This is a genomic window from Pseudomonas sp. W4I3, from assembly GCF_030816195.1.
Classification (GTDB): domain Bacteria; phylum Pseudomonadota; class Gammaproteobacteria; order Pseudomonadales; family Pseudomonadaceae; genus Aquipseudomonas.
In genome coordinates, this window is sequence record NZ_JAUSXS010000001.1 from 1,093,457 (window position 1) to 1,111,801 (window position 18,345).

At 60.3% G+C, this 18,345-nt stretch carries 19 protein-coding genes and 2 pseudogenes; 7 read left to right on the top strand and 14 right to left on the bottom strand.

Annotation, left to right across the window (positions count from 1 at the left end; genetic code table 11):
• Nucleotides 1-103 precede the first annotated feature (103 nt).
• The 4 genes from QF045_RS04860 to QF045_RS04875 all read left to right on the top strand — a co-directional run bounded on the left by QF045_RS04860 (nucleotide 104) and on the right by QF045_RS04875 (nucleotide 3,731).
• Nucleotides 104-904 carry a transporter substrate-binding domain-containing protein gene (locus tag QF045_RS04860; protein WP_306491266.1) on the top strand — a complete coding sequence of 267 codons (801 nt, stop codon included), beginning with the start codon at nucleotides 104-106 and terminating at the stop codon, nucleotides 902-904.
• A gap of 219 nt (nucleotides 905-1,123) precedes the next feature.
• Nucleotides 1,124-1,921, top strand: coding sequence for a transporter substrate-binding domain-containing protein (locus tag QF045_RS04865; RefSeq protein WP_306491267.1), 798 nt, complete (start codon nucleotides 1,124-1,126; stop codon nucleotides 1,919-1,921).
• A gap of 123 nt (nucleotides 1,922-2,044) precedes the next feature.
• Nucleotides 2,045-3,004 carry an amino acid ABC transporter permease gene (locus QF045_RS04870; protein ID WP_306491268.1) on the top strand — a complete coding sequence of 320 codons (960 nt, stop codon included), beginning with the start codon at nucleotides 2,045-2,047 and terminating at the stop codon, nucleotides 3,002-3,004.
• Nucleotides 2,997-3,731 carry an amino acid ABC transporter ATP-binding protein gene (locus QF045_RS04875; RefSeq protein WP_306491269.1) on the top strand — a complete coding sequence of 245 codons (735 nt, stop codon included), beginning with the start codon at nucleotides 2,997-2,999 and terminating at the stop codon, nucleotides 3,729-3,731. The genes QF045_RS04870 and QF045_RS04875 overlap by 8 nt, the downstream gene beginning before the upstream one ends.
• A gap of 124 nt (nucleotides 3,732-3,855) precedes the next feature.
• On the opposite strand, the gene QF045_RS04880 is transcribed toward QF045_RS04875, so the two are convergent.
• From QF045_RS04880 to ubiE, 12 genes and pseudogenes are all read right to left on the bottom strand, one after another.
• Complete coding sequence (locus QF045_RS04880) at nucleotides 3,856-5,763, bottom strand: methyl-accepting chemotaxis protein (RefSeq protein WP_306491270.1); 1,908 nt, start codon at nucleotides 5,761-5,763, stop codon at nucleotides 3,856-3,858.
• Between the two features lie 134 nt (nucleotides 5,764-5,897).
• The gene (locus QF045_RS27670) at nucleotides 5,898-6,770 is read right to left on the bottom strand and encodes a methyl-accepting chemotaxis protein (protein WP_373424470.1); all 873 of its coding nucleotides are present in this window, start codon (nucleotides 6,768-6,770) and stop codon (nucleotides 5,898-5,900) included.
• Nucleotides 6,756-7,814 (bottom strand): annotated as a pseudogene (locus QF045_RS27675) (methyl-accepting chemotaxis protein); the annotation flags it as partial. The pseudogene QF045_RS27675 and the gene QF045_RS27670, both read right to left, overlap by 15 nt.
• Nucleotides 7,815-8,067: 253 nt before the next feature.
• A complete protein-coding gene (locus QF045_RS04890) occupies nucleotides 8,068-8,775 on the bottom strand; it encodes a 16S rRNA (uracil(1498)-N(3))-methyltransferase (RefSeq protein WP_306491272.1) in 708 nt (235 codons plus the stop codon).
• Nucleotides 8,772-9,563 (bottom strand): twin-arginine translocase subunit TatC, encoded by a 792-nt coding sequence (gene tatC / locus QF045_RS04895; RefSeq protein WP_306491273.1) that lies wholly within the window; start codon nucleotides 9,561-9,563, stop codon nucleotides 8,772-8,774. The genes QF045_RS04890 and tatC overlap by 4 nt, the downstream gene beginning before the upstream one ends.
• A complete protein-coding gene (gene tatB, locus QF045_RS04900) occupies nucleotides 9,560-9,958 on the bottom strand; it encodes a Sec-independent protein translocase protein TatB (protein ID WP_306491274.1) in 399 nt (132 codons plus the stop codon). Before tatB ends, tatC begins: the two co-directional genes overlap by 4 nt.
• Before the next feature lie 10 nt (nucleotides 9,959-9,968).
• Nucleotides 9,969-10,247, bottom strand: coding sequence for a twin-arginine translocase TatA/TatE family subunit (locus QF045_RS04905; protein ID WP_306491275.1), 279 nt, complete (start codon nucleotides 10,245-10,247; stop codon nucleotides 9,969-9,971).
• Between the two features lie 25 nt (nucleotides 10,248-10,272).
• Nucleotides 10,273-10,605: a phosphoribosyl-ATP diphosphatase gene (locus QF045_RS04910; RefSeq protein ID WP_124364757.1), complete on the bottom strand. Its 333-nt coding sequence runs from the start codon at nucleotides 10,603-10,605 to the stop codon at nucleotides 10,273-10,275.
• 2 nt (nucleotides 10,606-10,607) lie between these two features.
• A complete protein-coding gene (gene hisI, locus QF045_RS04915) occupies nucleotides 10,608-11,000 on the bottom strand; it encodes a phosphoribosyl-AMP cyclohydrolase (RefSeq protein WP_065893709.1) in 393 nt (130 codons plus the stop codon).
• A 39-nt stretch (nucleotides 11,001-11,039) separates the two neighbouring features.
• Complete coding sequence (gene ubiB / locus QF045_RS04920; protein ID WP_306491276.1) at nucleotides 11,040-12,644, bottom strand: ubiquinone biosynthesis regulatory protein kinase UbiB; 1,605 nt, start codon at nucleotides 12,642-12,644, stop codon at nucleotides 11,040-11,042.
• Complete coding sequence (locus QF045_RS04925) at nucleotides 12,641-13,264, bottom strand: SCP2 domain-containing protein (RefSeq protein WP_306491277.1); 624 nt, start codon at nucleotides 13,262-13,264, stop codon at nucleotides 12,641-12,643. Before QF045_RS04925 ends, ubiB begins: the two co-directional genes overlap by 4 nt.
• Nucleotides 13,264-14,035: pseudogene (gene ubiE / locus QF045_RS04930) on the bottom strand (bifunctional demethylmenaquinone methyltransferase/2-methoxy-6-polyprenyl-1,4-benzoquinol methylase UbiE). Before ubiE ends, QF045_RS04925 begins: the two are co-directional and overlap by 1 nt.
• Before the next feature lie 144 nt (nucleotides 14,036-14,179).
• Here ubiE and QF045_RS04935 point away from each other — a divergent pair.
• The 3 genes from QF045_RS04935 (at nucleotide 14,180) to QF045_RS04945 (ending at nucleotide 15,894) form a co-directional block, all read left to right on the top strand.
• A complete protein-coding gene (locus tag QF045_RS04935; RefSeq protein ID WP_306491278.1) occupies nucleotides 14,180-14,455 on the top strand; it encodes a polyhydroxyalkanoic acid system family protein in 276 nt (91 codons plus the stop codon).
• 104 nt (nucleotides 14,456-14,559) lie between these two features.
• Nucleotides 14,560-14,982, top strand: coding sequence for a phasin family protein (locus QF045_RS04940; RefSeq protein WP_306491279.1), 423 nt, complete (start codon nucleotides 14,560-14,562; stop codon nucleotides 14,980-14,982).
• A 12-nt stretch (nucleotides 14,983-14,994) separates the two neighbouring features.
• Nucleotides 14,995-15,894 (top strand): phasin family protein, encoded by a 900-nt coding sequence (locus tag QF045_RS04945; RefSeq protein ID WP_306491280.1) that lies wholly within the window; start codon nucleotides 14,995-14,997, stop codon nucleotides 15,892-15,894.
• A gap of 82 nt (nucleotides 15,895-15,976) precedes the next feature.
• Here QF045_RS04945 and QF045_RS04950 read toward each other — a convergent pair whose 3' ends face one another.
• Nucleotides 15,977-16,597, bottom strand: a complete 621-nt coding sequence (locus QF045_RS04950) for a TetR/AcrR family transcriptional regulator (protein WP_306491281.1) — start codon at nucleotides 16,595-16,597, stop codon at nucleotides 15,977-15,979.
• Nucleotides 16,598-16,624: 27 nt separating this feature from the next.
• A complete protein-coding gene (gene phaC / locus QF045_RS04955) occupies nucleotides 16,625-18,307 on the bottom strand; it encodes a class II poly(R)-hydroxyalkanoic acid synthase (RefSeq protein WP_306491282.1) in 1,683 nt (560 codons plus the stop codon).
• Nucleotides 18,308-18,345 lie beyond the last annotated feature (38 nt).

The window sequence follows — 18,345 nt, forward strand, 5'->3', positions numbered from 1 at the left end:
CTCCTTGTTATTTCGAAACAAAAGACCTTCTTTCGAGGCGTATTGCCGTGCCTGTGGCTGGGGTAGCATCGCCCCCCAAATCTGACGCGCCACGGGGGCATACATGTTCAAGAGGTATTGTTCGGCACTGCTGATAGGTGCTGCCGCATTGATTCACACAGGCTTGTTAAATGCCGGGGCAATTGACGACGCCGTTCGCCGTGGCGTGCTGAAAGTCGGCACAACGCCGACTTACGTACCGTTTGAAATGACGGACAAACAGGGACGAATCGTCGGCTTCGAGATCGACTTGCTCCACGCGATGAGTCGCGCGCTGGGGGTTGAACTCGAGCTGGTCGCGGTGCCCTACCCAGAGTTGCTGTCAGGGTTGATGGCGAAAAAATTCGATCTGATCGGCAGCGGCATGACGGTCACCCAGGAGCGCAACCTCAAACTCAACTTCAGTGATTCTTTTATCGTGGTGGGCCAGACGGTCCTGCTGCACCCGCGCCTGGCCGGCACGGTAACCAGCATCGAAGACCTGGACGAGACGGGCTATCGGATCGCGGTCATTGAAGGCACTACCGGCGAGGCAGCCGCTCAGCGCTTCCTGGGAGCGGCTCGATTGAAGAGCTTCGCAACGCCAGAGGAGGGGGTGCGCGAGGTGGTGGAGGGCAAGGCCGACGCCTTCATCCATGACGCGCCCTACAATCTGATCGCAATGGCGCGACCCGAGAACAGCTCATTACTGACGCTGGAGCAGCCGTTTACCTTTGAACCCCTGGCGTTCGGCCTGAAAAAAGGCGATTACGACAGCCTCAACTGGATCAATCATTTCCTCAATCAAGTGGCGCAGGACGGCACCTACGATCAACTGCATGACAAGTGGTTCAAGGACACCGCCTGGATCGCAGAGATTGACTGATCGTCATAACTTCTTACACATCAACCCATTAGCACGTTCATGCGCTGACGTGTCTAGGCCTATGGTCAGCCGTGGCGCCGTAGGGCTTCTCTTACATACGCCGATAACATTTAGCCGTGAAGCCTTTGTGACGGGCAACGAGTGGGTTAGGATCGCACCCCGAAATGGCGCAGCCCTTTTGTGCGCCAACCTTATAAGAACCGTTCAGGGGACTTGATGATGAAAAAGTATCTGTCGATGCTGATGCTCGGCGTCACCGCGCTGGTGGCAGCCACTGCCGCCCAAGCCGGCGCCATCGATGATGCGGTCAAGCGCGGCACGTTGAAAGTCGGCATGGACCCGACTTACATGCCGTTCGAGATGACCGACAAGCGCGGCGAAATCATCGGCTTCGAAGTTGACATCCTCAAGGCCATGGCCAAATCCATGGGCGTCAAGCTGGAGCTGGTGTCCACCGGCTATGACGGGATCATCCCGGCCTTCCTGACCGGCAAGTTCGACATGATCGGCAGCGGCATGACCCTGACCCAGGAGCGTAACCTGCGCTTGAACTTCAGCGAACCGTTCATCGTGGTCGGCCAGACCCTGCTGATTCGCAAGGACCTGGAAGGCACCATCAAGTCCTACAAAGACCTCAACGACGAAAAATACCGCCTGACTTCCAAGCTGGGCACCACCGGCGAAATGGTCGCCAAAAAGCTGATCGCCAAAGCCAAGTACCACGGCTACGACAACGAGCAGGAAGGCGTGCTGGACGTGGTCAACGGCAAGGCTGACGCGTTTGTCTACGACGCACCGTATAACGTGGTGGCCGAGAAGAAAGTCGGCAATGGCAAGCTGGTGTTCCTCGACGAACCCTTCACCTTTGAACCCCTGGCGTTCGGCCTGAAGAAAGGCGATTACGACAGCGTCAACTTCATCAACAACTTCCTGCACCAGATCAAGAACGACGGCACCTACGATCGCATCCATGACAAGTGGTTCAAGAGCTCCGAGTGGCTCAAGGACATGGAATAAGGCTTAAGACCGAGTTGCCTGTATCGGGGACAAGCCCCCTCCCGCATTTGGAATGCGTTTCCCTGTGGGAGGGGGCTTGCCCCCGATGGCGGCCTATCAGGCAACACCTATGCGGACAGTGAAATGAAACAGAAAAAAGCCCAATGGCCCTGGCACCTGTTGACGGTAGTCGTGCTGGTCGGCCTGGCTGGCGCCCTGTACTACGCCACCTCGCTGATGTCCTACGAATGGCGCTGGAACCGCGTGCCGCAGTACTTCGCCTATCAGGCCGAGGAAGCGCAGCGTGCGGCGGATATATCCACGGTCATTGAACTGATTCGCAAGGGGGATGTAGCCGAAGTCACCCTGCGCAGTGACGCCGGCACCGAACAAAAGGTGACGGTCGCCGACAACAGCCTGCAAGTGGCGCGTGGCGACGACGTGGCTGAAGGTGACGTCATCGGCGTCAACCGCCATTGGGCACTGGGCCCGCTGATGTGGGGCTTGTGGACCACGCTGTGGTTGTCAGTGGTGTCCGGCATCCTGGGCTTGGCGATTGGTCTGGCTACCGGTTTGTGCCGACTGTCGAGCAACCCGACCTTGCGCGACCTGTCGACGATCTACGTCGAACTGGTGCGCGGTACGCCGCTGCTGGTGCAAATCTTCATTTTCTATTTCTTCATCGGCACGGTGCTCAACCTGTCCCGGGAGTTTGCCGGGATCGCGGCCCTGTCGCTGTTCACCGGTGCCTACGTCGCTGAAATCGTGCGTGCCGGTGTGCAGTCGATCACTCGTGGCCAGAACGAGGCGGCGCGCTCCCTGGGCTTGAGTGCCAGCCAGTCGATGCGGCATGTGGTGCTGCCACAGGCCTTCAAACGCGTGCTGCCGCCGTTGGCCGGGCAATTTATCAGCCTGGTGAAAGACACCTCGCTGGTTTCGGTGATCGCGATTACCGAGCTGCTCAAGAGCGGACGCGAAGTCATCACCACCTCGTTTTCGCCTTTCGAAATCCTGTTCTGTGTGGCAGGCCTGTACCTGCTGATCAACCTGCCGCTGTCGAAAATGGCCAGCCGGCTTGAGCGGAGGCTCGCGCAAAGTGATTGAAGTTCGCGATCTGGTAAAAGTCTTCGACACCCGTGGCCATATCGTGCGTGCGGTGGACCATGTGACCACCCAGGTGGCCAAGGGTGAAGTGCTGGTGGTGATCGGTCCGTCCGGCTCTGGCAAGTCCACCTTTCTGCGCTGCCTCAATGGACTGGAGGCGTTCGATTCGGGCACGGTGAGCATCGAAGGTTTGCAGCTGGCCGACCCGAAGACCGACGTGAACGCCTATCGCCGTGAAGTCGGCATGGTGTTCCAGCATTTCAACCTGTTCCCGCACATGACCGTGCTGGAAAACCTGTGCCTGGCGCAAAAGGTCGTGCGCAAGCGCGGCAAGCAAGAGCGCGAAGCCAAGGCCCTGGCGCTGTTGGAAAAGGTGGGTATTGCACAGAAAGCCAACGAATTTCCGTCGCGCCTCTCCGGTGGCCAGCAGCAGCGGGTAGCGATTGCCCGTGCCCTGGCGATGGAGCCCAAGGTGATGCTGTTTGACGAGCCCACCTCGGCCCTCGACCCGGAAATGGTCGGCGAAGTGCTCGACGTGATGAAGACCCTGGCGCTGGAGGGCATGACGATGGTCTGCGTCACCCACGAAATGGGCTTTGCTCGCGAGGTGGCAGACCGGGTGTTGTTCTTCGATCACGGCAAATTGCTGGAGGACGCCGCGCCGGCCGCGTTCTTCGACGCGCCGAAAGACCCGCGAGCCCAGGCCTTCCTGCGCCAGGTTTTATAGGTTCACGAAGCGGACTCAACTGTGGGAGGGGGCTTGCTCCCGATAGCGGAGTGTCAGTCACCAGACATTTGACTGACACTCCGCTATCGGGAGCAAGCCCCCTCCCACATAGGATAGTGGTGTTTCAAAGCTTGAATTTATCGATCAGCGTCTGCAGATCCAGGCTCAACCTCGTCAACTGAACGCTCGCCGCTGCCGTTTCCTCACTGGCGGCGGCAGTCTGTTCCGACACATCCCGTACCTTCAAGACACTGCGGTTGATTTCCTCGGCCACCGCGCTTTGCTGTTCGGCGGCGGCGGCAATCTGCGGGTTCATTTCCTGGATGACCGATACCGTGCGGGTGATGGCGGCGAGGGCCTCGCCAGCGTCACGGGTCAGGGCAACGCTGTTGTCGGTCAGGTTGCGACTGCTGTCCATGATGTCCGCGACCTGCTGGGTGCCGTTATTCAGGCCCAGGATCAACCCTTCAATCTCCTCAGCCGATTCCTGCGTGCGCTGGGCCAGACTGCGTACTTCATCGGCGACCACGGCGAACCCCCGGCCAGCAGTACCCGCGCGCGCCGCTTCGATGGCGGCATTCAGGGCCAGCAGGTTGGTCTGTTGTGACACGGACTTGATCACGTCGAGCACACTGGCGATCTTTTCGCTCTCCTTTTGCAGAGCCAGCATCGCGCGGCCGGATAAGGCCATTTCACTGGCCAGGTTGCCGATCTGCTCAACCGCCTGGGTGACTACCTGCTCGCCGGCGCCGGCCTGCTGGTCTGCTTCGTTCGCGGCCACGGACGCGCGTTCGGCATGGCGCGCCACTTCCTGGGCGGTGGCGAGCATTTCATTCATCGCCGTGGCCACTTGGTCGGTCTCATGTTTTTGCTCATTCAGCCCGTTGCGGGTCTGTTCGGTCACGGTGGATAACTGCGTCGCCGCACCGGCAATCTGCCTAGCGCTGTCACCGATGCTGCCGATCAGGCTGCGCAGGCTGTGGGTCATTTGGCCGATGCTGTGTTGCAGTTGGCCCAGTTCGTCGCGGCGCTCCACCTGGATATCGTGACTCAGGTCGCCCTTGGCGATACGGTTGGCGGATGCCAGGACCTGGCGTAACGGTAAGACGATCTGCCGAGCAATCCACCAGGCGGCCAGTGTGCCGAGCAGCAACGCCGCAGCGGTGACGCTTGTGAGCAGGGTATGGGTTTGTTCCACTTCCCGGTCGCGTTTAAAGGCCTGGGCCTGGCTTAACAGGTCGTTTTGTTCCAGCACTTGATCGAGTTGTTGTTCGAGTCGGTTCTGCACGGCCTCGGTATTAAGCTGGGCCTCCTTGAGCGTTATCAATTGCGCACGGTAGGCGGCCAATTGGGTTTTGAGCAAAGCCGCATCCACCGGGAGGGTCGTGACGGCCTCCTGCGCCGCCTCCAGTGCATCGAGCGCCGTGCTGACCGTTTGGGCATAGGCTTGCAATGAGTCGGCCGCCCACGCCGGGTTCTGAGTGCCATCATCGGCAAGTGTTATCGCCTGGCGCAGGTCTTCAATGGCATCAAGGGCTTTCTGGTTTTCCTGGTCGGGTAGATCACTGGCGAATTGGGCCAGGGTGTCGCCGGTCTGAAGGGCCATTTGTTTGAGCGGGCTACGGGCGTTTTCACGAAGTTCGACCAGGGACGGTAGCTCATTGAGCGCGGCTTTTAATCCAGCTATCAGGCGCGTTGTTTCCTGAAGGCGCTGCTGGTCGGAGGGGGCTCTCATGTGGGTTGAGAGGTCAGCGATATACAGTTCGATTTTTCCGATGCGCGCGTTGATTTCGCCCAGGCTTGCAGTGTCCGCCAATATTCGATACACGATTCGATCGGCACGCATGGCTTCGGCATCAACAGCCCACTGCCCCAATGTTGTCAGCTTGGAAGAGCGTTCAAGCACGGCATTCAGAGCTTGCCAGCTTGTCACGGCGATGGTGAGACTGAGGAACAGCACCAGGCCAAAACCCAGGGCGAGTTTGAGGCGTACGCTGATGTTGTCCAGCAAGCGAGTCAGCCAAGTAAACATGGTGGACCTCCAAATCTGAAAAGCGCTTAGCAACAGAGCAAACGCTAATCCGATTCGAGGTGAGGGCGGGCTGATAACTGCGTAGGAAATTTCACAAGTTGCGGCAGCCTTGATCGGCTGCCGCGCAGGTCCGGTCAGATGCGGAAGCGCCCGACCAGGGTTTGCAGGTAAATGCCCAGGCGTGCCAGCTCTGCGCTGGACGCCGCCGTTTCTTCGCTGGCTGAAGAGGTTTGTTCGGAAACATCGCGCACATTTAACACGCTGCGGTTGATCTCTTCGGCCACCGCGCTTTGCTGCTCGGCGGCGGTGGCGATCTGCGAGTTCATCGCCTGGATGGTCGAAACGGTGCGTGTGATGTTCTCCAAGGCGCTGCCGGCACGGCGGGTCAGTTCGACACTGCTGTCGGTCAGGCCGCGGCTGTTGTCCATGATGGTCGCCACCTGCTGGGTGCCGGTTTGCAGGCCGACGATCAGCTCTTCGATCTCTTCGGTGGACTTCTGTGTGCGCTGGGCCAGGCTGCGCACTTCGTCGGCCACCACGGCGAAGCCACGCCCGGCTTCACCGGCACGTGCTGCTTCAATCGCCGCGTTCAGCGCCAGCAGGTTGGTTTGCTGGGCCACGGATTTGATCACGTCGAGCACGCTGCCGATCTTGTCGCTCTCGCGCTTCAGGTCGCCCATGGCGATGGTCGAGTTGCCGACTTCAGTGGCCAGGCGCTCGATCTGGGCGATGGCTTCACCGACCACCTTGTCGCCTTCACGGGCCTGCAGGTCAGCGGCTACGGCGGCTTCCGAGGCTTCTTCGGCATTGCGCGCAACTTCCTGCACGGTGGCCGCCATCTCGTTCATGGCAGTGGCCACCTGGTCGGTTTCGATCTTCTGGCTGTTGACCCCGGCACTGGTCTGTTCGGTCACCGCCGACAACTGCTCGGCGGCGCTGGCGATTTGGGTGACACCGTCACTGATACCGCCGATCAACTCGCGCAGGCCCACGGTCATGCTTTGCATGGCGCGTTGCAGTTGGCCCAGTTCGTCCTGACGAGAGGATTCCAGGTTGTGGCTCAGGTCGCCTGAAGCCACGCGTTCGGCAACCTTGAGGGTTTGATTCAACGGAGTGACGATCTGGCGGGTGATTGCCCAGGCGGCGAAGATGCCAAAGGCGAGCGCCAACACGGTCGCCAGCAGTAACAGGTATTTGGCCTGAGCGGCATCGGCATCCCGCACGGCGGTCTGGGAGGTGGTGAGCTTATCGCTGCGGTCCAGCAGGATATCGCCCTGGGCCATCATGATTTTCAAGGCTGCAGCACTGGCTACCTGCGAATCGCGGTACTGGCTGACGGCGGAGCGGTAGGCCTGCAGCGAAACGCCGGCCTCTTGCAGGTTGGCGAGGAATTGCGCAGGCAGTTGCCCTTCGAGTTCGCTGGCTTTCTTCAGCGCATTGTCGATGGCGTCGAGCGCGGGCTGCTCGGCTTCGACCTTGCCACTGTAGGTGTAGCCGCGCACCTGGAAGCGCGCTTGCTGGATCAGCTTGCTCAGGTCGACCACGCTGTTGAACTGGCTGACGCTGTCGCCTTGCAACAGGGCCTTCTCGATCTCGTTGATTTTCAGGACGGCATTGTCAGCGGTATCGCCAAGCTTGCTGCGTGCGCCCTCACGCTTGAGGCCGGCCTGGACCATAGTGCCGAACGCCTTTTTATACTGGTTCAGGGCGTCCTGTTGTTGTTCCACCAGCGCCTTGTCGCCAGGCTGCTCGATCAGCTCGGCGGCGGTTTTCAGGCCGTTGTCCAACTGCGTGATCAAGCCATTGACCACATCGGTGCCTTGTTCGCCGCGACGCATTTCGAAGTCCAGGCGCGCCAGGCGCAGGTCCTTGGTCAACCCGTTGAGGCTGGAGATAAAGCCCAGCTTGTCGCCTCGCCCGATCACATCGCTCAGGCCGGTCCAGCCGGTGAACGTGATCAACAGCGTCAGGATCAACACCAAGCCAAAGCCTACGCTCAGCTTGCGGTTGACGCTCACATTCCCCAATTTTTCGGCCGACCAACGATACATGCTGCAAACTCCCCTGGAACAAGGCTTGGACTTATTCACAGGCTATCGGCATGAGTATCGGATTCTGTAGCCTCACCGCCCCAATGTGGGAGGGGCGAGCCCTAATGCCAGTCAGTTAAGGCTTTTTGTAGGAGCGAGCTTGCTCGCGAAAAACTCAAAGCCACCGCGTTTATCCAGAATGAACGCGTTGCCTGGACGTTTTTCGCGAGCAAGCTCGCTCCTACAGTGAGCCCCTGCCACATTGGGTATCGGGTTAGAACAGCCGTGCGAGCAGGGCAGTCACGGCGGTTTCAACCCGCAGGATGCGCGCGCCGAGCTGCACCGGCTGCAAGCCGGCCTTGGTCAGCAACTCGACTTCATAGGGAATCCAGCCACCTTCCGGCCCAATCGCCAGGGTCACCGGTTCATCCAGCCCGCGGGGGCAGGGCGGGTAGTCGCCGGGGTGGCCGATCAGGCCAAGCGTGCCCGCCGTCATGGCCGGCAGGCGATCCTCAACGAACGGCTTGAAGCGTTTCTCGATAATGATCTCGGGCAGTACCGTATCCCGCGCCTGTTCCAGGCCCAGGATCAGTTGCTCGCGGACCGCTTCCGGCTCGAGAAACGGTGTTTGCCAGAAGCTTTTTTCCACCCGATAACTGTTGACCAGCACCACCTTTGGCACACCCATGGCCGCGACGGTTTGCAGTACTCGGCGCAGCATTTTCGGGCGTGGCAACGCCAGCAGCAGGGTCAGCGGCAGTTTGCTCGGTGGCGGTTGGTCGAAGCTGACCTGCAGCTCGGCCTCGCTGGCGTGCAGGCGCAGCAACTGCGCATTGCCCATCAACCCACCCATACGCCCGACGCGCAGGTTGTCACCCACCTCGGCGCGATGCACTTGCTGCATATGCACCAGGCGCCGATCACGCAGGACCACCCGGTCGGGCGCAATGAAATCGGCCTCTTCGAGCAGCAGCAGGTTCACGACTGGGCCGCTGGCGGCTGATCGTCGTCGGCGGACGTGTCCTGCGGGTGTTCACCACGCTTGCTGATCAGGCCACTGAACAGGATGCCAACCTCGAACAGCATCCACATCGGCACGGCCAGCAGGGTCTGGGAGAAGATGTCCGGCGGGGTGAGGATCATGCCGACCACGAAGCAACCGATGATCACGTACGGGCGGATCTTCTTCAGGTACTTCACGTCGACCACGCCGATCCACACCAGCAATACCACCGCCACCGGGATTTCGAAGGCCACGCCAAAGGCGAAGAACAGCGTCATCACGAAGTCGAGGTAGCTGGTGATGTCGGTCATCATTTCCACACCGGCCGGGGTGGCGGCGGCGAAGAATTTGAAGATCAGTGGAAACACCAGGAAGTAGGCGAAGGCCATGCCGGTGTAGAACAGCAGGATGCTCGACACCAGCAACGGCACGGCGATGCGCTTTTCATGCTTGTACAGCCCAGGCGCGATGAAGCCCCAGATCTGATGCAGGATCACCGGGATGGCCAGGAACAGCGAGACCATCATGGTCAACTTCAACGGTGTCAGGAAGGGCGACGACACGTCGGTGGCGATCATCGTTGCGCCCGCCGGCAGGTACTGGCGCAGCGGCGTCGAGACGAAGGTGTAGATCTGCTGGGTGAAGGCAAACAGCCCGGCAAAGATGATGAAGATCGCCGCTACGCAACGCAGCAGGCGGGTACGCAGCTCGGTGAGGTGCGAGACCAGCGGCATGTGCTGGTCGTTTTCCGGTTTATCAGCGCTCATGGGGCTCGCGGCGGCAATGTAGGGTCATGGGGCGCGGGCGACGCAACGGGCGTCGGCGCAGGCTCTGTCGGGGTGGGCGCAGCGGGGGCGACGGCGGCTGGCGCGATGCTGTTTTCGACCACAGGCTCCGCCGGTTTGGCGGGCTCCTGCACCGGCGACAGAATCTTGCGCGTTTCCTGCTCCAACGACAGGATATGTTCGTTGTGCAACTGACGACGGATCTCGTCGGCGCCGATTTCCCGTTCAACTTCCTGTTTGATCGCGTTGAAGCTGCGTTTCAGGCGCCCGATCCATAGGCCGGCCGTGCGTGCGGCACCGGGCAGGCGCTCCGGCCCTAGTACCAGCAGGGCCACGAGGCCGACAAGCAGCAGTTCAGAGAAGCTGATACCAAACATTAGTCAGTGCTCACGAGTCTTTGCGGGTCGGCTCTTGGACTTTTTCAGCCTGCACGTCGAAGGTGCGACGCTCGGTGATCGGCTGGGTGGCCTGAGGGTGCACAGGCTGGGCCGGCGGGACCGGGTTCACAACCGGGTCTGCAGGTTTTTCGTCATCGTTCATGGCCTTGCGAAAGCCCTTGATCGACTCGCCAACGTCAGTGCCCAGGTTTTTCAGTTTTTTGGTGCCGAACACCAATACCACGACCACCAGAATGACGATCCAGTGTTTCCAGTCAAAAATGCCCATGCTGTATATCCTCAGTCAAAGTTGTTCAGGCGGACGGGCGCGAGGCCTTCTCGGCGTGCCCGGACAGGCCGAAGCGACGGTCCAGCTCATCCAGCACGGCCTGTGGGTGCTGCCCCAGCTGGGCGAGCATCACCAGGCTATGGAACCACAAGTCGGCGGTCTCATAGATGACATCGCTGCAATCACCGCTGATCTGCGCATCCTTGGCGGCAATGATCGTCTCGACGGATTCTTCGCCGAGCTTTTCCAGAATCTTGTTCAGGCCCTTGTGATACAGGCTGGCGACGTAAGAGCTGTCGGCGTCCGCGCCTTTGCGCTCTTCCAGCACCTGGGCCACACGGTTGAGGGTATCGCTCATGTTCAATGTCCTGCCGAATAGATGGCGTGCGGGTCTTTGAGCACCGGTTCCACCACCTTCCATTCGCCGTTCTCGAACACGCGATAGAAGCAACTGTGACGGCCGGTGTGGCAGGCAATGCCGCCGATCTGTTCGACCTTGAGGATCACCACGTCGGCATCGCAGTCCAGGCGCAACTCATGCAGTGTTTGCACATGCCCGGATTCTTCGCCCTTGCGCCACAGTTTGCCACGCGAACGTGACCAATAGATGGCGCGCTGCTCAGCGGCGGTAAGGCTCAGGGCCTCGCGGTTCATCCAGGCCATCATCAGCACGCGCCCGGTCTTGTAGTCCTGGGCAATGGCCGGCACCAGGCCGTCACTGTCCCACTTGATCTCGTCCAGCCAGTCTTTCATGTTCGGCTCCGGCAATTTGCGACAGTGTAACCGGATGGGTTATCGACGCACGATCAGATAAACGCCCACGGCGACCATGATACCGGCCGGCCAGTGGCCCAGTTGGTTCAACGGTCCGCCAATCGCCAGCATCACCCCACCCATCAGATGCGCGGCACCGAGCAGGCGCAGGAACCAATCGTCCTTGCGCTTGCGCCATGGCGGCTCAGGATCCTTGGCGTGAGGCTGGGACATGCGCTCCAGCAGGTCGCGGGTCATATTGGCCAGGTGCGGCAGCTGTTCCATCTGGCTGTGCAGGTTGCCTAGCACGGTTTTCGGGCTCATCCGCTCACGCATCCAGCGCTCCAGGAACGGCTGCGCGGTGTTCCACAGGTCGAGGTCCGGGTACAGCTGGCGGCCCAGCCCTTCGATGTTGAGCAAGGTTTTTTGCAGCAGCACCAGCTGCGGCTGCACTTCCATATTGAAGCGGCGCGCGGTCTGGAACAGACGCATCAGCACCTGACCGAAGGAAATATCTTTTAACGGTTTTTCAAAGATCGGCTCGCACACGGTGCGGATCGCCGCTTCGAATTCATTGAGCTTGGTTTCTGCCGGCACCCAGCCCGAGTCGATGTGCAACTGCGCCACGCGGCGGTAGTCACGCTTGAAAAAGGCGAACAGGTTGCGTGCCAGGTAGTCCTGGTCCTCTGGCGTGAGGCTGCCGACGATGCCACAGTCGATCGCAATGTACTGCGGGCTCCACGGGTTGACGGTGCTGACGAAGATGTTGCCCGGGTGCATGTCGGCGTGGAAGAAACTGTCGCGAAACACCTGGGTGAAGAAGATTTCCACGCCGCGTTCGGCCAGCATCTTCATGTCGGTACGCTGGTCGGCGAGGGTCGCAAGGTCGGTGACTTGCACGCCGTAGATGCGCTCCATCACCAGCACTTTGGGGCGGCACCAGTCCCAATACACTTGCGGCACGTACAGCAATTGCGAGCCTTCGAAGTTGCGGCGCAACTGGCTGGCATTGGCGGCTTCGCGCAGCAGGTCGAGTTCGTCGTAGATGGTTTTTTCGTAGTCGGCCACCACATCCACCGGATGCAGCAGGCGCGCATCGGCGGAGAAACGCTCGGCGGCGCGGGCGAGAATGAACAGCCACGCCAAGTCCTGGCCGATGATCGGCTTAAGGCCCGGCCGGATGACTTTCACCACCACTTCTTCGCCGCTCTTGAGCTGCGCGGCATGCACCTGCGCGACCGAGGCCGAAGCCAGCGGCTCGACATCGAAGCGGCTGAACACCTCGCTGATCTTCTTGCCCAGCTGTTCCTCGATCAGCTTCATCGACAGCTGCGAATCGAACGGCGGTACGCGGTCTTGCAGCAGCATCAGCTCATCGGCGATGTCTTCGGGCAGCAGGTCGCGGCGCGTCGACAGGATCTGCCCGAACTTGATAAAGATCGGTCCCAGGTCCTGCAAGGCCAGGCGCAGGCAGGCGCCGCGGCTCAGCGCAAGCTTCTTGCGCGGCAACCAGCGCCACGGCAGCACGTAGCGCACCGCCAGCAGGAACCATGGCAGGGGCAGGGCGAACAGCAGGTCATCGAGGCGGTAGCGGATTACGACGCGCTGGATACGAAACAAACGGCGGACGGCGAGCAGCTTCATGCGTTATCGCTTGGCTCAAGGGAACGGCTCAGGCGCTCGAAGCGGGCCTCGAGACGTTCCAGGTCGATTTTGGCCTTGTCGAGCTCACGAAAGCGCGCTTGCGCTTCGCGTTGCCCGACCAGGGTGCGCGATTCTTCGCTCAGGTATTCGGCGAGGTTCTGGTTGAGGCTGGCGAACCCTTGCTGGTACCAGCGCGAGCGGCTGCGCAGGTGGCCGCCGATCAACTGAGTGGCGACGGGGCCGATCCAGCGTGACAGTTCGTATTCCCAGTCCAGTTCCAGGTCCTGCAGCACGGCGGCCAGGTCCATCAGCACCGCGCTGTCGCCTTCCAGCGCCACTTCGGGGCTGTGCAGGATAGCGGTCTTGTTGCGGCTCAGCGCCAGGTGCAACAGGCTGGACGCTGGCGCACGCAGGGTGCAGTCGGCCTCGGCGGCCCATTGCGTGGCGAGCAGCAGGCCTTCATCGCTGGGCAGGATAAACAGCTGCAAGGCAGGGCTGCGGCAATCGACGGCGATGACTTTGCCGCTCAGGTGCGCAAGCCGCGCCAGGGCGGTGCTGTCCAGGCGCAGAACACGGTTGAGGCCGTGTTCGACGCTTGCGAGAAGGCCGGCGAGCAGCATCAGGGTTTGATGCCGCGGTGCAGGGCCACGATGCCAGAAGTCATGTTGTGGTAAGTCACGCGGTCGAAACCGGCTTCCACCATCATCGACTTCAGGGTTTCCTGGTCGGGGTGCATGCGGATCGATTCGGCCAGGTAGCGGTAGCTCTCGGCGTCATTGGTGATCAGCTTGCCCATCAACGGCATGAAGGCGAACGAGTAGGTGTCGTACACCTTGGACATCAGCGCGTTGGTCGGCTTGGAAAATTTCCAGCACCAGCAGGCGGCCACCCGGCTTGAGCACGCGCAGCATCGAGCGGATGGCGTCTTCCTTGTGGGTGACGTTGCGCAGGCCGAAGGCGATGGTCACGCAATCGAAGTGGTTGTCCGGGAACGGCAGCTTTTCAGCGTCGGCCTGGACGAATTCGATATTGCCGGCCACGCCCTTGTCGAGCAGGCGATCACGACCCACCTTGAGCATCGAGCCGTTGATGTCGGCCAATACCACCTGGCCGGTCGGGCCCACCAGCTTGGAAAACTTGGCCGCCAGATCGCCCGTGCCGCCGGCGATGTCCAGCACGCGATTGCCGGTGCGTACGCCCGACAGTTCGATGGTGAAACGCTTCCACAGGCGGTGCATGCCGCCGGAAAGCACATCGTTCATCAAGTCGTACTTGGCGGCTACGGAGTGGAACACCTCAGCGACTTTTTCCGCTTTCTGGCTTTCCGGGACGTTCTTGAAGCCGAAGTGAGTGGTGGGTTCGGCATCGCTGCCTTTGCGCTGATCAGTCATATCGCTGTCACCAAAAGAGAATGCGGGACATGATAATCCCCAAGGCCTGCTTTGTCTTGGCAAGGCTGAAGGTAAGATAGGTGCTTATCGAGACCTTTTGCCGCATGGAAGGTTTCCAGGCCTTTATAAAGAGGAGTCATTGCAATGGCCCGTATAACCGTTGAGCGCGAACATTCCCTGGGTAAAGAACGCGCACGGGCGAAGGCCGAGACGCTGGCGCTGAAACTCAAGGACAAATATGGCGTGGAGTCGTCATGGGCCGGCGATACCTTGAAGCTCAAGCGATCGGGCGTCAAAGGCACTGTTCTGGTCGAGGATGACTTATTGCGTATCGACGTGGAACTGGGCCTGTTGATGTCAGCCATGAGCGGTACCCTCAAATCCGAAATCGAAAAGGCGCTGGACAAGGCGCTGGCCTGATTCGAAGGCACTTAGGGTGCCGATTCTAATTTTTCTCCCTACTTTGTGCCCAAGCCCCCCACTCCGGAGGGCGGTTCCTCCACCCTTTCTGCGTGAGGTGCACCATGGCCAAAGTTATTCTGAAGAAAAAAATCGACGCGCAAACCACTGCTCTGAGCGAAGTTAAAAGCTATGCCCGCAAGATCTGGCTGGCGGGTCTTGGTGCCTACGCCAAGGTCGGCAACGAGGGTGGCGAATACTTCAAAGAGCTGGTTAAGAGCGGACAAGATGTTGAAAGTAAAAGCAAAAAAGTTGTCGTTGAACAACTTGATGCCGCCAACAGTCAGATTGACCAAGTAAAGCGTAACGTCTCCGGCGTCAGTCGCGTGGTTGAAGTTCAACTGGATAAAGTTGAAAAAGCTTTTGACACACGTGTTGCAAGTGCCTTGAATCGAATCGGCATTGCGTCTAAACATGACGTGGAGACACTCTCTGCTAAGCTCGAAGAGCTGACGGCATTGCTCGAACGTGTCGCGCGTAAACCCTAAGGAGACATCGGGATGGCTGTTAAAAAAACTACTCAGAAAGAAGGCAGCTCGTGGGTCGGGGAAGTTGAAAAATACTCCCGAAAGATCTGGCTTGCTGGTTTAGGCGTGTACTCGAAGGTTAGCAGTGACGGCGGCAAATACTTCGAGACTCTGGTCAAGGACGGCGAGAAAGCCGAGAAACTGACCAAGAGCACCGTTGGTAAAAAAGTTGATGCCGCCAAGGCGAGCGCAGGTTCGGCCAAGTCGAGCATTTCCGACACGTGGAACAAGTTGGAAGAAACATTCGACAAGCGCCTCAACAGTGCTATCTCGCGACTGGGCGTGCCGAGCAAGGCTGAACTGAAAACCCTGCACAGCAAGGTCGACACCCTGACCAAGCAAATCGAAAAACTGACCGGCGCCAAAGTGGCTCCCGCGAAGGTTGCGGTGGCTAAGCCTGCTGCAAAAGCAGCAGCCAAGCCGGCCGCTAAAACGGCTGCAGCCAAACCCGTTGCTAAAGCGGCTGCCAAGCCCTTGGTTAAAGCTGCGGCCAAACCTGCGGTCAAGGCTCCCGCCAAAGCCGCTGCTAAACCTGCTGCCAAGCCTGCGGCGAAAACCGCAGCTGCCAAGCCAGCCGCCAAGCCAGCCGCAAAACCCGTAGCCGCCAAAGCTGCCGCTAAACCCGCAGTTAAGGCCGCCGCTAAACCTACTGCTAAGCCTGCAGCTGCTAAACCCGCAGCCAAACCTGCCGCCGCCAAACCTGCGGCAAAACCCGCAGCGAAGAAGCCAGCAGTCGCGAAAAAACCAGCGGCAGCCAAGCCTGCTGCTGCGGCGACCACCGCTTCCACAGCCAACTCAGTGTCCGCACCGACCCCTGCCGCTGTGACCCCGACTGCCACGTCGACGCCGCCGACGCCATCCAGTCAGTCCTGAGTTTTTCCAGGACACAAAAAATGCCCGGCCTGCGAAGGTCGGGCATTTTTTATGGCGCAGCAGCCATAGATCGCTCCCCTGTTCAATTGGCGTCATCCAGGTATTTCAGCGCAAATCGCTCGGCCGCCTGCCGTGCCGGCGCGAGCAAGTGCGGCGCTACCAGCATCATTACCTGGTAAATCACTATCTGCACTTCACCCTTGCGGTCGAGAATCCGCTGGTAGTCCAGGGAAAACAGCAGGGTCATGGTGATCTGTTCCACCAGTTGGCCGAGCGCCTGTGTATCGCTGACCAATTGCCCCGCCGCCTTCAACCGCGCCAGCAACGAGGCCAGTGTCCGTTTGAGCGCGGTGAGCAGGTTGCGAATACCCTTGGCCAACTTCGGCAGGCGCCCGGCCAGGTTCGACAGGTCCTGGAACAGAAACCGGTAATGAGCCATGCGCTCGACGATCAGGTGCAGGAACAGCCAGTAGTCCTCGGCCTCCAGCTGTGCGTCGGGGGGCGGATCGAGCAAGGGCGCCAGTTCAGCCTGAAAGCGCTCGAACAACCCGAGCACCAGAGGCTCCTTGCCGTGGAAGTGGTAATAGAGATTGCCGGGGCTGATCCCCATTTCATTGGCCACTTCCATGGTCGACACGTTCGGTTCGCCCTTGTGATTGAACAACTGCAGGGCACATTCAAGGATACGCTCGCGGGTCTTCATCCAGCCTTCTTAGTGTGTTCGTTGAGCTCAGCGCACGCGCACGTAGGTGCCTGGCGCCGCTTCCATCGGTGGGTAGTTCTGGTTGCCCAGGGCGGTGAGGGTTTCGCGTTGCACGCCCGAACGTTGCTGAACCCACGTCAGCCACTGCGGCCACCAGCTGCCTTCGACGTGGCTGGCGTCGTAGTACCAGGCGCGCGGGTCGCTGCTCAGCTTGGGGTTCTCGACGTAATTGGCCTTGGGGTTGCCAGGCGGATTGAGGATGCTCTGGATATGCCCGCTGCTGGACAGCACGAAACGCCGCTCACCGCCCAGCAGTTGGGTGGAGCGATACACGGCGTCCCATGGCGTGATGTGATCATTGATGCCGGCCACGCTGAAGCTGTCGACCGTGACCTTCTGCAAGTCGATGGGGGTGCCGCACACCTCAAGCCCACCCGGATGACTGAGCGGGTTGTGCTTGAAAAAATCCAGCAGGTCGCCATGCAATGCGGCGGGCAGGCGCGTGTTGTCGTTGTTCCAGTACAGGATGTCGAAGGCCGGTGGTTCCTTGCCCAGCAGGTAGTTGTTGACCCAGTAATTCCAGATCAGGTCATTGGGGCGCATCCAGGCGAACACCTTGGCCATGTCGCGACCGTCCAGCACACCTTGCTGGTACGAGCGGCGTTTGGCGGCTTCAAGGGTTTGTTCATCGGCGAACAGCATGGCCGGGCTGTCGATCTGGCTGTCGAGCAAGCTCACCAGGTAACTGGCGCTGGCGATGCGCCGTAGCTGGCGCTTGGCTTGCAGATGGCCTTGCAGGGCAGCAATGGTCAGCCCTCCTGCGCACGCGCCCATCAGGTTGACCTCCCGCGCGCCAGTGATCGACCGGCAGACGTTCAGCGCTTCCTCCAGCGCGGCAACGTAGGTGGACAGGCCCCATTCACGATGGCGCACATCCGGGTTGCGCCAGCTGATCATGAAGGTCTGCAGGCCGTTTTTCAGGGCGTATTGCACAAAGCTGTTGGCCGGGCTGAGGTCGAAGATGTAGTACTTGTTGATTTGCGGCGGCACCACCAGCAAGGGCTTGGCGTATTGTTTCTCGCTCATGGGCCTGTACTGGATCAACTCCAGCAGCTCATTGCGAAACACCACGGCGCCTGGGGTGGTGGCAACGGTCTTGCCGACTTCGAAGGCATGCTTGTTGACCTGGCGCGGCAGGCCATTGTTGTGCAGCAGGTCTTCGAACAAGTGGCTCACGCCGCGCACCACACTGTTGCCGCCGGAATTGAGCAGCTCCTTGATTGCCAGCGGGTTGAGCAGGGTGTTGGACGGCGAGACGGCATCGTTGAGCAGGGCGAACGCGAACTGCGCGCGGGCACGGTCATCCGCGCTGAGGGCGCTGTCGTCGATCCAGTTGCGCGTCTGTTTTTGCCAGCTCAAGTAGGCTTGCAGGCTTCGCCGGTACAGCGGATTGAGCTTCCAGGTGGGGTCGGCGAAGCGCTTGTCGTGAGGGTTGGGCTCATGCACCGTTTCACCCAGCAACACGCGGCCCAGTTGGCCGCCCAGGGCCAGGGCGTGGCGTGCGCTGTGCACCGGGTTGCGCAGGCCATGGGCCGCGACAGTGCGCAGGGTTGACAGCAGGTCCCGGCCGCGCAGGCCGGTGATCGCATTTTGCGCATTGATGAACGCAGCAGGGGTGGGCGCCGGGTTCGTCACGGGTCTTTCTCGCATGAGCCAACACTCCTTCGTCAAGCCATCAAGAGGCACGC

Bases quoted from the DNA above. Each gene is read 5' to 3' on its own strand.
- QF045_RS04935 (WP_306491278.1), top strand. From the start codon at position 14,180: ATGGCCCGTATAACCGTTGAGCGCGAACATTCCCTGGGTAAAGAACGC.
- tatC (WP_306491273.1), bottom strand. From the start codon at position 9,563: ATGAGCGCTGATAAACCGGAAAACGACCAGCACATGCCGCTGGTCTCG.
- QF045_RS04880 (WP_306491270.1), bottom strand. From the start codon at position 5,763: ATGTTTACTTGGCTGACTCGCTTGCTGGACAACATCAGCGTACGCCTC.
- QF045_RS04860 (WP_306491266.1), top strand. From the start codon at position 104: ATGTTCAAGAGGTATTGTTCGGCACTGCTGATAGGTGCTGCCGCATTG.
- QF045_RS04940 (WP_306491279.1), top strand. From the start codon at position 14,560: ATGGCCAAAGTTATTCTGAAGAAAAAAATCGACGCGCAAACCACTGCT.
- QF045_RS04945 (WP_306491280.1), top strand. From the start codon at position 14,995: ATGGCTGTTAAAAAAACTACTCAGAAAGAAGGCAGCTCGTGGGTCGGG.
- ubiB (WP_306491276.1), bottom strand. From the start codon at position 12,644: ATGAAGCTGCTCGCCGTCCGCCGTTTGTTTCGTATCCAGCGCGTCGTA.
- hisI (WP_065893709.1), bottom strand. From the start codon at position 11,000: ATGAAAGACTGGCTGGACGAGATCAAGTGGGACAGTGACGGCCTGGTG.
- QF045_RS04870 (WP_306491268.1), top strand. From the start codon at position 2,045: ATGAAACAGAAAAAAGCCCAATGGCCCTGGCACCTGTTGACGGTAGTC.
- QF045_RS27670 (WP_373424470.1), bottom strand. From the start codon at position 6,770: ATGCAAAGCATGACCGTGGGCCTGCGCGAGTTGATCGGCGGTATCAGT.
- QF045_RS04905 (WP_306491275.1), bottom strand. From the start codon at position 10,247: ATGGGCATTTTTGACTGGAAACACTGGATCGTCATTCTGGTGGTCGTG.
- QF045_RS04925 (WP_306491277.1), bottom strand. From the start codon at position 13,264: ATGCTGCTCGCCGGCCTTCTCGCAAGCGTCGAACACGGCCTCAACCGT.
- phaC (WP_306491282.1), bottom strand. From the start codon at position 18,307: ATGCGAGAAAGACCCGTGACGAACCCGGCGCCCACCCCTGCTGCGTTC.
- QF045_RS04865 (WP_306491267.1), top strand. From the start codon at position 1,124: ATGAAAAAGTATCTGTCGATGCTGATGCTCGGCGTCACCGCGCTGGTG.
- QF045_RS04950 (WP_306491281.1), bottom strand. From the start codon at position 16,597: ATGAAGACCCGCGAGCGTATCCTTGAATGTGCCCTGCAGTTGTTCAAT.
- tatB (WP_306491274.1), bottom strand. From the start codon at position 9,958: ATGTTTGGTATCAGCTTCTCTGAACTGCTGCTTGTCGGCCTCGTGGCC.
- QF045_RS04910 (WP_124364757.1), bottom strand. From the start codon at position 10,605: ATGAGCGATACCCTCAACCGTGTGGCCCAGGTGCTGGAAGAGCGCAAA.